The organism is Rothia uropygioeca (assembly GCF_004136585.1).
In the GTDB taxonomy this organism is placed as follows: domain Bacteria; phylum Actinomycetota; class Actinomycetes; order Actinomycetales; family Micrococcaceae; genus Rothia.
Genome location: NZ_NOIR01000002.1, coordinates 350,896 through 365,763 on the forward strand (window position 1 = coordinate 350,896; position 14,868 = coordinate 365,763).

11 protein-coding genes are annotated in these 14,868 nt (G+C 59.5%); 1 reads left to right on the forward strand and 10 read right to left on the reverse strand.

What is annotated here, in order from left to right:
- Nucleotides 1–37 precede the first annotated feature (37 nt).
- The 9 genes from EWR20_RS05840 to uvrA form a co-directional block, all read right to left on the reverse strand.
- Nucleotides 38–1,261, reverse strand: a complete 1,224-nt coding sequence (locus EWR20_RS05840; protein WP_129359695.1) for a phosphoglycerate kinase — start codon at nt 1,259–1,261, stop codon at nt 38–40.
- Between the two features lie 49 nt (nt 1,262–1,310).
- Nucleotides 1,311–2,315, reverse strand: coding sequence for a type I glyceraldehyde-3-phosphate dehydrogenase (gap, locus tag EWR20_RS05845; RefSeq protein WP_129359696.1), 1,005 nt, complete (start codon nt 2,313–2,315; stop codon nt 1,311–1,313).
- Nucleotides 2,316–2,684: 369 nt separating this feature from the next.
- Entirely contained in the window at nt 2,685–3,659 is a 975-nt protein-coding gene (whiA, locus tag EWR20_RS05850) for a DNA-binding protein WhiA (RefSeq protein ID WP_129359697.1), read from the reverse strand.
- Between the two features lie 74 nt (nt 3,660–3,733).
- On the reverse strand, nt 3,734–4,759 hold the full coding sequence (locus EWR20_RS05855; protein ID WP_129359698.1) for a gluconeogenesis factor YvcK family protein: 1,026 nt from the start codon (nt 4,757–4,759) through the stop codon (nt 3,734–3,736).
- 9 nt (nt 4,760–4,768) lie between these two features.
- Complete coding sequence (gene rapZ, locus EWR20_RS05860) at nt 4,769–5,686, reverse strand: RNase adapter RapZ (RefSeq protein ID WP_371811961.1); 918 nt, start codon at nt 5,684–5,686, stop codon at nt 4,769–4,771.
- A gap of 91 nt (nt 5,687–5,777) precedes the next feature.
- Nucleotides 5,778–7,760 carry an excinuclease ABC subunit UvrC gene (gene uvrC / locus EWR20_RS05865; RefSeq protein ID WP_129359699.1) on the reverse strand — a complete coding sequence of 661 codons (1,983 nt, stop codon included), beginning with the start codon at nt 7,758–7,760 and terminating at the stop codon, nt 5,778–5,780.
- A 27-nt stretch (nt 7,761–7,787) separates the two neighbouring features.
- A complete protein-coding gene (locus EWR20_RS05870; RefSeq protein ID WP_129360138.1) occupies nt 7,788–8,435 on the reverse strand; it encodes a lysophospholipid acyltransferase family protein in 648 nt (215 codons plus the stop codon).
- A 138-nt stretch (nt 8,436–8,573) separates the two neighbouring features.
- On the reverse strand, nt 8,574–9,311 hold the full coding sequence (locus tag EWR20_RS05875; protein ID WP_129359700.1) for an HAD hydrolase-like protein: 738 nt from the start codon (nt 9,309–9,311) through the stop codon (nt 8,574–8,576).
- The gene (gene uvrA, locus EWR20_RS05880; RefSeq protein WP_129359701.1) at nt 9,308–12,196 is read right to left on the reverse strand and encodes an excinuclease ABC subunit UvrA; all 2,889 of its coding nucleotides are present in this window, start codon (nt 12,194–12,196) and stop codon (nt 9,308–9,310) included. The genes EWR20_RS05875 and uvrA overlap by 4 nt, the downstream gene beginning before the upstream one ends.
- Before the next feature lie 177 nt (nt 12,197–12,373).
- Here uvrA and EWR20_RS05885 point away from each other — a divergent pair, with 177 nt between their 5' ends.
- Nucleotides 12,374–13,042, forward strand: coding sequence for an MBL fold metallo-hydrolase (locus tag EWR20_RS05885; RefSeq protein WP_129359702.1), 669 nt, complete (start codon nt 12,374–12,376; stop codon nt 13,040–13,042).
- Between the two features lie 86 nt (nt 13,043–13,128).
- Here EWR20_RS05885 and EWR20_RS05890 read toward each other — a convergent pair whose 3' ends face one another.
- Nucleotides 13,129–14,826 carry a formate--tetrahydrofolate ligase gene (locus EWR20_RS05890; RefSeq protein WP_129359703.1) on the reverse strand — a complete coding sequence of 566 codons (1,698 nt, stop codon included), beginning with the start codon at nt 14,824–14,826 and terminating at the stop codon, nt 13,129–13,131.
- Nucleotides 14,827–14,868: the final 42 nt, after the last annotated feature.

The following is a 14,868-nucleotide window of genomic DNA, read 5'->3' on the forward strand; positions in this document are numbered from 1 at the left end:
GGACCGGCCACGATGTGGTCGGTCCGCCCGAGATCGGCTAGGCTCCGAGAGCTTCGAGGCCGGGCAGCTCTTTGCCCTCGATGAACTCGAGGGAAGCGCCACCGCCGGTGGAAATATGCCCGAAGTCCTCGTCCTTGAAACCGAGGTTGCGTACAGCAGAAGCGGAGTCCCCGCCGCCGATGACGCTCATTGCATCCGAGTCGGCGAGGGCCTGAGCGACGGTTTTGGTGCCGCCGGCGAAAGCCTCCATCTCGAAGACACCAACCGGCCCGTTCCAAAATACGGTCCTGGCCTTCTTGATGTATTCGGCGAAGACCTTTTGCGTTTCGGGCCCGATGTCCAGTCCCAAGCCCTCAGGCCCGATCTCGCCCTCTTCGAGCGATTCAATAGGTCGGATCTCGTTCTGTGCGTCGGCGGCGAAGGCTGAAGCCCACACCACGTCCGTGGCCAAGACGAACTTGGTGCCTTCGGCTGAGCCGCGTTCGAGATACTTCTTGACGTTCTCGATCTGATCCTTCTCCAGGAGCGATTTGCCGACGTTGTAGCCTTGAGCCGCCGCGAAGGTATAACCCATGCCACCGCCGATCAACAAAGCGTCGGCCTTTCCGATCAGGTTGTCGATAACGGCAAGTTTGTCGGAAACTTTCGACCCTCCCATGACCACCACGAAGGGTCGGTCCGGGTTCTCGATCAAAGTCGACAGAACATCCAATTCCGTCTTGACCAAATCACCCATATAGGCAGGAAGTTTCTTGGCGACGTCATAGACCGACGCGTGCTTCCGGTGAACAGCACCGAATGCGTCGTCGACGTATGCGCCGTTTTCGCCTGCAAGAGAAACAAGCTCGTCCGCAAATGTTGCCCGCTCTGCATCGTCTTTGCTTGTCTCGCGAGGATCGAAGCGTACGTTCTCGATAACGAGAATGTCACCGTTTTTCTGTTCCTCGGCTTTGGCACGAGCGTCGTCGCCAACAACATCATGTGCCGTGGCGACCCGGAAGTCGGCTAGCTCCGCCAACCTTGCGGCCGCAGGGGCGAGCGAATACTGCGGGTCAACCTGGCCTTTGGGCCGGCCGAGGTGAGCCATCACGATCACCCGAGCGCCCGCTTCGGACAATTTCTTCAGAACCGGCAATGACGCTTTGATTCGACCATCGTCGGTCACCGTGGTGCCGTCGAGAGGCACGTTCAGGTCCGAACGGACCAGAACGTGCCTGCCCTCGACACCATCGGCAATCAGCTCATCGAGAGCATGTGCCATGGTGATTTTCTCCAAACCTCGTTGTAGGGAAAGTGAGCCATTCCCTATCTTAGAGCTCTGCAGCCAGCTTATTGACGAACTTCACGGTGCGGGAAGTGAAACCCCACTCGTTGTCGTACCAGGCGAAGACCTTGACCTGACCGTTGAGGACAGAGGTGAGCTCGGCATCGAACACGGTGGAGATCTCTTCGCCCACGATGTCCGTGGAGACGATGGGATCCTCGGTGTACTTGATGATTCCCTTGTAGTCGCCTTCTGCTGCTTCCTTGACGGCCGCGTTGATTTCTTCGGCGGTCACGTCCTTCTCGAAAGACAGCGAAAGATCAACGATCGAGCCAGTGATGGTAGGAACGCGGAAGGCCATGCCGTCCAGCTTGCCGGCAACCGGTTCGTAGACCTTGCCTACGGTACGAGCGGCACCGGTCGAGGTCGGGATCATGTTGACGGCCGCGGCGCGAGCACGACGCAGGTCCTTGTGTGGGGCGTCCTGCAAACGCTGGTCAGCTGTGTAGGAGTGGATGGTGGTCATGAGTCCGGCTTTGATACCGAAGTTCTGATCCAGAACCTTGGCCAGCGGTGCCAAGCAGTTGGTGGTGCAGGAAGCATTCGACACGACATGCTGGGTGTCGTTGTCGTAGGTGTCATCGTTCACGCCCATGACGAAGGTGCCGTCCAGGTTGGTGCCTGGTGCGGAGATAACGACCTTCTTGGCGCCGGCCTCGAGGTGAGCCTTTGCCTTCTCACCATCGGTGAACAGACCGGTCGACTCAAGAACGATGTCGATACCGAGGTCCTTCCACGGAAGGTCAGCAGGGTTCTTTTCGGAAAGGACCTCAAGCTTCTTGCCGTCGACGAAGATGCTTCCGTCCTTGACCTCCACCTCAGCCTTCAACGGCCCAAGGATGGAGTCGTACTTGAGGAGGTGAGCAAGGGTTTCAGGGCTGGTCAAGTCGTTGACAGCAACGATCTCGATGTTCTCGCCCTGCTCACGGACGGCGCGGAAGAAGTTGCGGCCGATACGACCAAAACCATTGATACCAATACGTACAGTCACTTGTGATCAAACTCCTCAGTTTGAGTGTTTATCGTTGAGGGCGGCTCCGTATGGAGTCCATCCCGCCGAACTGGCGCGCCGTCAGGTTTCCGCGACTCGTGGAACTCCTCGTCAACGCGTTCCGTTCGGTTCTGTTATTAGTTTACGTGATTTTATGTGTGTTTGGGTGTGTTTTGCGGAAAAATTTCCAAACGCACCCACGCCTTCGCACGAAATATCAATAGTTGGGACATGCGAAAGGCCCGAGATGTCGCTTCATCGCGGGCCTCTTCGTGGTCTTTTGTGGGAATATGTGGCTAATTTGCGCTATCAGCTGACGAGACGGTGAGTTCGGATGTGCGCTTCGTCGGTATCGTCGGCGCGAACGGGCTAGCGAGAGCTCCCCTGGGGTGCGGTATCTGTACCCGGAATACCTTCGGCCGAAGCTTGTTTGTCCGCCATGGCCAGGAGCCGGCGGATGCGGCCAGCGATTGCGTCCTTGGTCAGGGGCGGATCCGCGAGACGACCTAGTTCGTCAAGGCTCGCGTGGCGGTGGGCCAGCCTGAGCTGACCGGCGTAGTGAAGGTGTTCTGGGACGTCGTCACCCAATATTTCCAATGCCCGTTCGACTCGGGCGCCCGCCGCGACGGCCGCCTGGGCCGAACGCCTAAGGTTGGCATCGTCAAAATTAGCCAATCGGTTGGCCGTGGCCCGTACTTCTCGGTGCGTTCTCCGGTCCTGCCACTGCGAGAGGACATCGCTAGCACCCATACGACGCAGTAGCTGCCCGATGGTTTCACCGTCGCGCACCACCACTCGATCCGCGCCGCGGACTTCTCTGGCTTTGGCGAAGATATCGAGGCGACGTGCCGAGCCGACGAGAGCCAGGGCCGCTTCCGGGCCGGGACACGTAAATTCCATAGCGGACGATCGACCGGGTTCGGTCAGGGAACCATGCGCAAGGAATGCTCCACGCATCACGGCCTCCGAATCGGCCAAGGAACCGTTGACGACCGTGGGAGGCAGGCCGCGAACGGGTCGACCTCGTGTGTCCAACAACCCGGTCTGGCGTGCGAGGGCCTCGCCTCCGCGCTGGACGCGAAGCATGTAATGTCCGCCCCGCTTGAGAGCTCCGCCCGAAACCGTCATCAATTCGCAGCGGTGTCCGTAGAGTTCCTCGATCGCGGTCTGGACGCGCTGCGCCGCTGCACGGTGATCCAACTCGGCTTCGATGACGATCTGGCCTGAAACGAGGTGCAGTCCGCCTGCAAAACGCAACACGGTCGCCACCTCGGCCCGGCGGGTCGAGGACTTCGGAACCTCGAGCTTCGCCAATTCGTCTTTTACGAGAGCCGTCAGGGCCATTCAGTATTCCTCCAGGCTGGATGTTTTGGAGCGGTGACCACGCCCTCGCAGGGGCTTTGGGTCACTACGCGAGATTACACGCTCGGCGCGTCAGGTTCCACGCCGAAGGAGTTGTCCGGAACCCGCATGGCCTCTTGGTAGGCTGCCGCAAGTCTCAGAGGGTTGTGCAGGTTTTCCTTTCGTCGAGCCCGCAGGCGGTTCCACACGAGTTTTGCGTTTCTTTCGGAGACGGCCTGTTCGAAAAGTTGTTTCTCTTGAATAGAACTGGGATCCGCGATGACTGCATCGATGCTGAGCTCCGGGGCGTACCTTTCGAGAGCTTCGAGGTGACCCGTAGCCCCAAGACCCGCGGTTTCCTTCTCTTCGAGGCCCAAATTCATAGATACGCAGATCTTCGCGGAAGTCTCGCACAGGGCTTTTCGGCTCTCGCGCAGTAGCAGGTGCGGAATCACAGAAGTAAACCAGGATCCCGGACCCAAAATCACCCAGTCGGCATCCATGATGGCTCTAACCGATTCTTCGCAGACTCGTGCGTCGAGAGGCTCCAAGCTCAAATTCTCCACGCGTTCGGCCTTCGCAAGCTTGGCCTGCCCGACCAGTCGCTCACGGACCCCGTCGCCAGTAATGGCGTCCCCCGAGATCACGAGTGGATCCAATGCCATCGGCAATACACGCCCCCGCGCTTCGAGGAGACGTGAGGCCCACTCCAAACCGGCTACCGGGTCCCCCAACAGTTGCCACAGGCTGACGAGCAGAAGGTTGCCCATCGCGTGCCCATCGATCTCTCGTGGGGCGTCGGGCAGTGCCGAGAATCTATGTTGGATCGCTTCTCGCCACAGATGGCCCCATTCCGAATCATCACAGAGAGCCGACAACGCCATACGCAGGTCGCCCGGTGGCAAGACGTTAAATTGTTCCCTCAGCCGGCCCGAGGAGCCTCCGTCATCGGCCACTGTCACGACGGCAGTGATGTGCGGAGTGACGAGGCGCAGAGCGCTCAAGGAAGCGTACAGACCGTGCCCACCGCCCAGGGCAACTACCTTGGGTGAATGCCGAGAGCCGGGGATTCTCCGGTCCGGACGGTGACGAGAACGTGTCATTGCGGGCTCCTATTCGCGACCCAAATCGCGGTGTTGGACGTTGACTGTCACGTTATCCAGTGTTCCGAGTCGGCGCGCAATTTCTTCACTGACAGCCACTGAACGGTGCTTGCCGCCCGTGCAACCGATCGCGATGGTCGCATAATGCTTATTCTCGGTGCGATACCCATCGATTACGGGTGTCAGGGAGTCAACGTACAGGTCCACGAATTTTTTCGCTCCGTCATGGCCCAGAACGAATTTGCGCACCGGTTCGTCTTGTCCCGTGTGCGGTCTCAAATCGGGTATCCAATGGGGGTTAGGGATGAAACGGACATCAGCGACGAAATTCGCGTCCGCGGGAACACCGTATTTGAAACCGAAACTCATGACCGTGATATTGACGACCGACGGACCTTCCATCGAATACGTCTGCGAGATCACGTGGGAGAGCTCGTGGACGTTGTAGCCCGTTGTATCCAACACGACATCCGCACGCTTCTTCAGATCCGAGAGCAAGTCACGTTCGGCCTGGATACCCTCCAGGATGCGCCCGTTTCCTTGCAGGGGGTGCGGACGGCGTTGCGCCTCGTACCGGGCGATAATGGCCGCGTCCGAAGCGTCCAGGAACAGCATGGTGAATTCCACCGGCGCATTCTGTAGCACGTCCAGAGCTTCTTTGAAATCCGCGAACAGAGCCTTGCCACGAATATCGATGATGACGGCCAACTTGGGCATCGACTGCGGAGCACGAGCAACGAGATCCACGAGTGGTCCCAGCAAGTTCGGCGGAATATTGTCCACAACGTACCAACCCGCGTCTTCGAGGGTGTGAGCCGCCGTTGAACGACCAGCGCCAGAGATACCGGTAATGACCAGCATTTCCGTCTGCTCAGGCTTCTCAGGCGTCAAGTCCTCAGGATTGAACGATGGATTCTCTTGGGTCACTGGAGAGCTCCCGGAGTCGCGACGAATCAAAAATGCCCGCCCAAGGGTGCGCTCGACCGCGCACCCCAGCGAAGCGTGGTACAAGTCCAGACTACCCGGATGTCTCGCTGCTTTCCCCGGATTCCTCGGAATCTGTGGACAAGTGGGCTCGTATTTTCTCGGCGAGCTGGGGGCCGATCCCTTTGGCGCGCGTCAGGTCCTCGGCCGTGGCCTCCCGTATCGCCTTGAGCGACCCGAATTCCGCAATCAGAGCTTCTCGTTTTGCCTTGCCCAGGCCTTCGACGCCGTCCAGGGCGGAGACAAGCATGGCTTTGCCGCGCTTGGTTCGGTGGAACGTGATGGCGAAACGGTGGGCCTCATCGCGAAGTCTTTGCAGCAAGAACAACCCATGAGAAGACCTCGGCAGGATCACCGGGAATTCGTCCTCCGGAACCCAAATCTCTTCGAGTCTTTTAGCTAGCCCTACGACGTAGACATCGGTGATCCCAAGATCATCGAGGGCTTGCTGGGCCGCGGCCACCTGCGGCGGTCCACCGTCGACAACCACCAGATTGGGCGGGTAGGCAAACTTCGCCGGCTCTTTTTCGGTCCCACTATCCACCTCGCCCGAAGCCTGGGGCGAATGCTGACGTGCTTCCTGATCCGCAAGGTGCCGCTTGAAGCGTCGCGATATGACGTCGTACATCGAGGCCGTATCGTCTCGTGCCGCATCTCCGCGAATCGAGAATTTTCTGTAATCCGATTTGCGGGGAAGGCCGTCTTCGAAAACCACCATCGAAGCCACGACATTGGTGCCCTGGACGTGCGAGATGTCGTAGCACTCGATGCGCATGAGCGGATCGGGCAGGTCGAGTGCTTCCTGCAACTCCTGCAACGACGCGCTGCGTGTGGTGAGGTCTCCGGCCCGCCGAGATTTGTGCAAGGTCAGTGCTTGCTTCGCATTGTCCGCCACGGTCCCCATCAACTGGACACGCTCTCCACGCTGGGGCACCGAGATGGTTACTTTGCTTCCTCTGAGGCCGGACAACCACTCCTGAAGTTGCTCGGCGTTTTCCGGCATGACCGGGACGAGGACGTTCCGGGGAATTTCGTTGAGATTGAGTTCCGCGTCATCCGGCGCGCTCGCCATGGTCACGGCCGACTCTCCGTAGACCTGTTGCAGCAGCTGTTCAACCATTTCGGGGGCCGACAGGTCTTCGACTCGTTCCACGATCCACCCGCGCTGACCTCGGATTCGGCCACCGCGTACGTGGAAAACCTGAGCGGCGGCTTCGAGCTCATCCTCGTGGAACGCAAACAGATCAGCGTCCACGGAATCGGAGAGCACGACGGCGTTTCGTTCGAAAGCCTTGCGAAGAGCTTCGATGTCGTCCCGCAATTTCGCAGCGTGCTCAAACTCCATGTTCTCCGCGGATTTCTGCATGTCCGTGGCGAGTTTCTTGATGTACTTCTCGGAATCCCCCGCCATGAATTTGCACAACTGATCGGCCAAATCCTTGTGGTCCTCTTCGCTGATGCGACCGACGCAAGGGGCCGAACACTTATCAATGTAACCCAGCAAGCAGGGCCTGTCCGCAAGCTCGGCGCGTTTGAAAACGGCCCTGGTACAGGTTCGAACGGGAAATACCCGCAACAAAGAGTCCAGGGTTTCTCGGATTGCCCAGGCCTGTGAAAACGGGCCGAAGTAACGTGTGCCCTTTTTCTTGGCCCCGCGCATAACTTGGGCGCGCGGAAAACGATCCCCCATGGAGACGGCAAGGTAAGGATAGGATTTGTCGTCCCGGTACATGATGTTGAATCGCGGCGTGTACTGCTTGATCCATGTGTATTCCAGCTGGAGCGATTCCATTTCGGAGCCGACAACAGTCCACTCGACGCTCGCTCCGGTATGCACCATGGCATAGGTCTTGGGCGGGAGCTGTTGAGGACGTTGGAAATAAGAGTTCAGGCGGTTTCGTAGATTTTTGGCCTTGCCGACGTAAATCACACGTCCGAACTCGTCCCGGAAGCGATACACACCCGGCTGGGTGGGGATCTCGCCCGAGGCAGGCCTATAGCTTGCCGGGTTTGCCATCTACTCTGTTTCCTCCTTCTCCTGCACTCAGTCGGTGGTTCCCGCATCCTTCTCGAGCGACGGCGACGTGTTGTACTCGTCCTTGCGGGATTGGCCGGAGAGCTGGGCGATATGGTCCATGATGATGTCCGTGGTTTCGCGTCGTTGCTTGCCCGTCTGCTGATCTCCGAGCTTGTCGAAGTACAAGGGCTTTCCCACGCGAACGGTGAATCGGACCGGACGGATCATCCGAGACCCCGAGGGCTGCAGCTTGTCCGTGCCGATGAGCCCCACCGGGACCACGGGGGCTCCGGTTTTGTGGGCAAGCCAAGCCACCCCGATCCGACCGCGGTACAGAAACCCGTCCCTGGAGCGCGTTCCCTCGGGATAGATTCCGAAAACCTGCCCCTGGTCCAAACGCTCCAAACCTTTTTCCAGTGCTTTGAGTCGCCCCGTCTGGTCCGACCGGTTCACCGGAATGATGTCGATCAATTCGAACAGTGCCTTCATGGCTTTTCCCCTGATACCAGGCGAATTGACGTATTCTGCCTTGGCCAGAAAGGCCACTCTGCGCGGCATCAATGCAGATATGATCACGCTGTCCAAAAACGCTTTGTGGTTCGAGGCCACAATCACCGGACCGGATTTCGGAAAATCCTCTAGCCCTGTCACTCGGGCCCTGAACCCGATCTTCATTAAGCCGGTGACGGTGGTTTGCGCCAAGTGGTACAGCTTCACGGATTGCTCCCCTCACAAAGAATCGTCGAGATTACTGTACCCGTTTCCCCGACGATGCACGGTCGCCGAAATGATGTACCGATGCGAGCTGGTTCACTATGCGTTGGCCAGCGATTCGAGGCCGGTTTCTTGGGCAATGGCCGCCCGTAATTGCGCGGCGTCGTCCACGACGGTCACGGCACCCGCGCCGGCTAGTTCATCTTCGGAGGCGAAGCCCCAAGAAACGCCGATACACGGAATCCCGTGGGTCGTTGCCCCAGCGACGTCGTACTCCCGGTCTCCGATCATGACCGCTCGTTCCGGGTCTGCCCCGCCGTACTCGGGGTTCTGCCCAACACGCTGGTCGAGAAGGCGAAGGGCACGGTCGATGACCCCGGCTTTGTCGGCAGGAAGATGCATCGTGGCTGGTTGGAGTTCGTCGCGGGACCCCGAGACCACGTCGAAGTACTGAGCGATGTCAAAATCGTCCAACAACTTCTCGGTGGTCGGAAGGGGCTTTTGCGTCGCAAGGCCAATCGCCGCAGGGAGCTGGGACAAATCTTGAAGCAACTCCAGCATTCCGGGATACAGCTTCGATGAGGCCCGAGCTCGCTCCAGGTAGCCTCCTCGATAGGTCGCCAGGATTTCCCGGTGATATTTTTCCGGAATGTCCGTGTACCTGTTCAACGACTGGTCAGTCGATGGCCCCACGAATTTGCGAAGGATCTCCGGGGTGGGCCGTTCGAAACCGTGAGCAGCGATCGCATCGGATAGACCTTCCGTGATTGCACCCGCCGGATCGAGCAGTGTTCCGTCCAAGTCGAAGAGGACGGTGGCAGTCGCACGCGTACTCATCGCTCACCCAGAATTTCGGCCAGGAAGTAGCCCGTGTGGCTGCTTTCGATACCGGCCACTTGCTCAGGGGTTCCTTCCGCAACGACCTGTCCCCCACCGGATCCTCCCTCGGGACCCATATCCACGATCCAATCTGCAGACTTGATGACATCCAAATTGTGTTCGATCGTCAGCACCGTATTGCCCTTCTCGACCAACCCCTGGAGAACATGAAGCAGCTTGCTGATGTCCTCGAAGTGCAGGCCAGTAGTCGGTTCGTCGAGCACGTAGATCGTGCGCCCGTTTGAACGCTTCTGAAGTTCCGAGGCCAATTTGACGCGCTGCGCTTCGCCACCGGAGAGCGTCGGTGCAGGCTGTCCGAGCCGGATGTACCCAAGCCCCACGTCGACGAGAGTATTCAAGTGACGGGCGATAGGAGTGAAGGCCGAGAAGAATTCGGCGGCTTCTTCGACGGGCATGTCCAGAACGTCAGCGATGGTCTTGCCCTTGTATCGGATCTCCAAGGTTTCCCGGTTGTAGCGGGCGCCGTGGCAAACTTCGCACGGCACGAAGACATCCGGGAGGAAGTTCATCTCGATCTTGAGCGTCCCGTCGCCATGGCAGGCCTCGCAACGACCTCCTTTGACATTGAACGAGAAGCGCCCGGGAAGGTAACCCCTGACTTTCGCTTCATTCGTCTCGGCGAACAGCTTTCGGATGTGATCGAACACGCCGGTGTACGTTGCGGCGTTGGAACGCGGCATTCGACCGATAGGGCTCTGGTCCACGTGAACGATTTTGTCCAGATGCTCCAGCCCCTCGACACGCTGGTGTCGGCCCGGAACCTGCTTCGCTCCGTTGAGTTGGTTGGCCAGGGATGTATAGAGGATGTCGTTGACCAGGGTTGATTTTCCCGAACCGGAGACTCCGGTAATGGCTGTGAACACCCCCAGCGGAAATGACACGTCGATCCCCCGGAGGTTGTTCTCCTTGGCTCCGACGACCTTGACCATACGTTTCTTGTCGATTTTCCTGCGTTTGGCTGGCAACAATATTTCACGACGTCGGTCGAGGTATGCACCGGTCAATGACCGTTGATTCGTCAGCAACTCCTCGTAAGGGCCCGAGTGGACGATCTCACCACCGTGCTCCCCGGCCCCGGGGCCAACGTCGACGACCCAGTCGGACTCCTTGATCGTGTCCTCGTCATGTTCAACGACGATCAGGGTGTTGCCGAGGTCTCTCAATTTGGTCAGGGTTTCGATCAGACGTCGGTTGTCCCGCTGGTGCAGACCGATAGAGGGTTCGTCGAGCACGTACAGCACTCCTACCAGCCCTGAACCTATTTGCGTCGCCAGACGTATGCGCTGGGCCTCACCGCCCGACAGGGTGGCCGCTGCACGCTCGAGATTCAGGTAGTCAAGCCCCACGTCCAAGAGGAATTGAAGACGCGCATGAATCTCCTTGAGCACCTGGTCGGCGATCTTCGACTCGCGTTCGGTCAGCTCGAGTCCCTGCATGAACCTTTGTGCGTCGGTCATGGACATGGACGTGACCTCGGAAATCGAGGCCCCACCGACCGTGACGGCCAGCATCGTCGGGTTGAGCCGTGCCCCATTGCAGGCTGGGCAGGCGACCTGCCGCATGTACTGCTCATAGCGGTCCTTGGCCCAGTCGGACTCAGTTTCTTCATGCTTGCGCTTGATGTAGGCGTACACGCCTTCAAAGCCGGACGTATAGCGGCGTTCGCGACCGAACCTGTTCCGGTATGAGACCTCGACCTTGAAGTCCTTGCCGTCCAGGATGGCGTTCCGCGCCTTCTTGGAGAGATCTTTCCAGGGCGTGTTGAGGTCGAAACCGACTTCCTTGCCCAAACCCGCAAGCAACCGAAGCCAGTACTCCGTGGTGGATTTTCCTTGGGACCAAGGGGCGATAGCGCCCTCGCCCAAGCTCTTCTCCGGGTCGGGTATGACCAGCCCCTCATCGACTTCCAGGCGTGACCCGATGCCGTCGCACTCAGAACACGCGCCGAATGGACTGTTGAATGAGAAGGCCCTGGGCTCGATCTCCGTGGTCTCGATCGGATGTTCGTTGGGGCAGGCCAGATTCTCGCTGAAAGTTCTTTGGCTGTCCTCAGATTCGTCGTCGACGAAGTCCACGACAACGCGGCCGTCCGCGAGACCGAGGGCGGTCTCGATCGAATCCGTGAGCCGTTGGTGGATCGATTCCTTGATGACCAAGCGATCCACCACCACGGAGATCGTGTGCTTGTACTGCTTTTTGAGTTTGGGGGCCTCGGAGAGCTGAACCTGCTCGCCGTCGATGATGGCTCGCGAATAACCCTGTTGGGTCAAGGAAGCGAAGAGATCGGCGAACTCGCCCTTGCGCGAGCGAACCATCGGCGCAAGAACCTGCAAACGAGTCCGCTCGGGATAGGCCATCAGCTGGTCGACGATCGCCTGGGGGGTCTGCTTCTCGATGGGCTCACCGCAGATCGGGCAATGCGGGTGCCCGATCCGAGCCCACAGGAGACGCATGTAGTCGTAGATCTCGGTGATCGTTCCGACCGTGGACCGCGGATTCTTGGACGTCGATTTCTGATCGATGGACACTGCCGGCGACAGGCCCTCGATGAAGTCCACGTCAGGCTTGTCGACCTGCCCCAAAAACATTCGCGCATAGGCTGAGAGAGACTCCACGTACCGACGTTGCCCTTCGGCGAAGATGGTGTCGAAAGCCAGCGACGATTTGCCCGAGCCCGAAAGTCCGGTGAAGACGATCATTGCGTTACGCGGGATATCCAGATCCACATTCTTGAGGTTGTTCTCCCGGGCGCCCTTCACGAGGATACGGGTGAGGTCTTGTGGGGTACCGGGTTCGTGTCCCTGAATGTGCTGAGTGGTCATGAACTGCCTGTCTGCGTGGTTGCTAATGATCGGGAGTCCGCATCCGAACGCGGGCCCATCCATTCGAAGATTTATTCTAACGAACCTGTGACTTTTCGGGGTTGGAATCGGCCCAGGGTGAACGTCACCCTCGCGCGGGTTGCGCGCGAGAGCCGGATACGACCTACACTCGAGAGCATGATGGCAATCGCTACCGAAAAGATCGATCTGAGTGACGTCACCATCCGTTATATCAGCGTCTCCGAGATGGACAACAAGGTCTATCTGGTGACCTGCAAGCAAACGGGTACTCAGCTCCTGATCGATGCGGCGGATGATCCCGACGCAATATCACGGCTCGTGGCCGCCGGCGCCCACGACGTCGACGCCCAATGTGCCTGCTGCGGAAACGTGCAGTTGATCGTCACGACCCACTCGCACTGGGACCACGTCCGGGCCCTGCCCGAGATCAAATCTCGGTCCGAGGCGCTGACCGCATGTGGAGCCGAGGACGAGTCCGATATCAACGTACCGATGGACATTACGTTCGAAGACGGCGACACCGCCGATCTGGAGGGGTTCTCGTTGGATGTGATCGGACTGTCAGGGCACACACCCGGCTCCATAGCATTGGCTTACACGCCGGAAGAAGGGCCCACGTACATCTTCACCGGTGACTCCTTGTTCCCCGGCGGCGTCGGAAAGACGGGTTCCCCCGAAGCGTTCGAATCACTCCTCCACGACGTCACGACCAAGATTTTCGACGTCTACGATGACGCGACCGTGATCCTGCCCGGTCACGGCGATTCGACCACGCTGGGAGCCGAACGGCCTCACCTGCAGGAATGGGCCGAACGCGGCTGGTAGTACAACCTATCCATAAGTGAGACCCCCGTTCCGGGCAAGGAGTGGACTTCTCGGATCGGGGGTCTGTTGCGTGTGGAGTCCTCGGGTCAGAAGAGCCCCTGCATGCTCCCGGCGTCGTCGAATCCGATACGTTCCGCCGCGGGGTGGCGCGAAAGTCCCGGCATAGTCCTCATGGTTCCGCAGATGGCGTAGGCGTAACCCGCCCCTGCGGCAAGGCGAACTTCCCGAACCGGGAGCCTCCAGCCGCTAGGGGCGCCCTTGAGCCCCGGATCGGAAGAAATGGACAGGTGCGTCTTGGCGATAACGACCGGAAGATTGCCGAAGCCCAGTCTTTCGTACCGGTCGAGCTGTTGTGCCGCGGCCGCGCTCAGATCCACGCCGTCGGCACCATAGATATTCGTGGCCACTTTCTCGATCTTGTGAAGGATGGGGTCGTTCACGTCGTAGGTGAATTGAAGTTCTCCCGGCTCCTCGCAAGCCCGAGCGACGGAGTCAGCAAGTTCCGTCGCCCCGGCTCCGCCCAAGGCCACGCCCCGATGAATGGCGGCCTCTGCGCCGGCTTCTTGGGCGATCTCACGGATGACCTGATGTTCGGAATCGTGATCCGTGGGGAAAGCGTTGATGGCCACCACGGGCGAGACCCCGAAGGATCGCACAATCTCCAGGTGCTTGCGAAGATTCGGGGCTCCGGCAAGGACGTCCTCCGGGCTCTCCTCCAGCATCTCTGCCGGCAGCGGTCGGCCGGGAGCGGTGTTGTAACGGCCGGAATGGGACTTGAGCGACCTCACGGTGACCACCAGCACCGCGGCATCGGGTCGAAGGCCACTGGTGCGGCATTTGACGTTGAAGAATCGTTCAGCTCCCATGTCAGCGCCGAAGCCGGCTTCGGTGATGACGTAATCCGAATGTTCCAGGCCCACGTAATCCGCCACAATCGATGAGTTCCCCGTCGCGATGTTCCCGAACGGGCCCGCATGGATCAGGGCCGGACTGTGCTCCAGTGTCTGCATGAGGTTCGGTTTGATCGCGTCGGCCAGGATCACGGCCATCGCACCATCCGCCTTGAGGTCTCGAGCGGTAACGGGTGCGCCATCGTGGTTGAAACCGACGACGATTCGCGCCAGGCGGTCCTGAAGGTCGTCGAATCCCTTGGCCAATGACAGGATCACCATTACTTCGCTGGCGGAGGTGATGTCGAATCCCGTTTGCCGGGTCACTCCATCCGCCCGTTCCCCGAGCCCAATGACGACGTTGCGCAGCGCCCGGTCATTGACGTCGAGGACGCGACGCCACGTGATGGTTCGTTCGTCGATGTGAAGTTCGTTGCCAAAGTGCAAGTGATTGTCCAGGATGGCCGCGAGCATGTTGTGGGCCGCGGTCACCGCGTGGAAATCCCCGGTCAGGTGAAGATTGAGTTTCTCCATCGGAACGATTTGGGAATATCCACCGCCGGCAGCGCCGCCTTTGATTCCGAAGGTCGGGCCCATCGACGGCTGACGGAGGGTAAGCATCGCATTTCGGCCGGTGGCGGACATCCCCTGGGCCAGCGAAACGCTAGTGGCGGTTTTTCCCTCACCGAGCGGCGTCGGGGTAACCGCCGTCACGACCACGTATTTGCCCCGCCGCCTTGCGTCAGGCGTGGAATCGAGCTCGATTTTGGCAACGTGCCTGCCATAGGGTTCGAGTCGGCTCTCAGGGATTCCCGCGCGTGCGGCAACGTCCGCGATGGGTTCAAGTGTGGCGGCCTGGGCGATCTCGAGGTCGGTGGGAAAGGCTTCGCTCATGCGTGACTCCTGGTTTCGTGGATGACCGTATTCATTATCCCG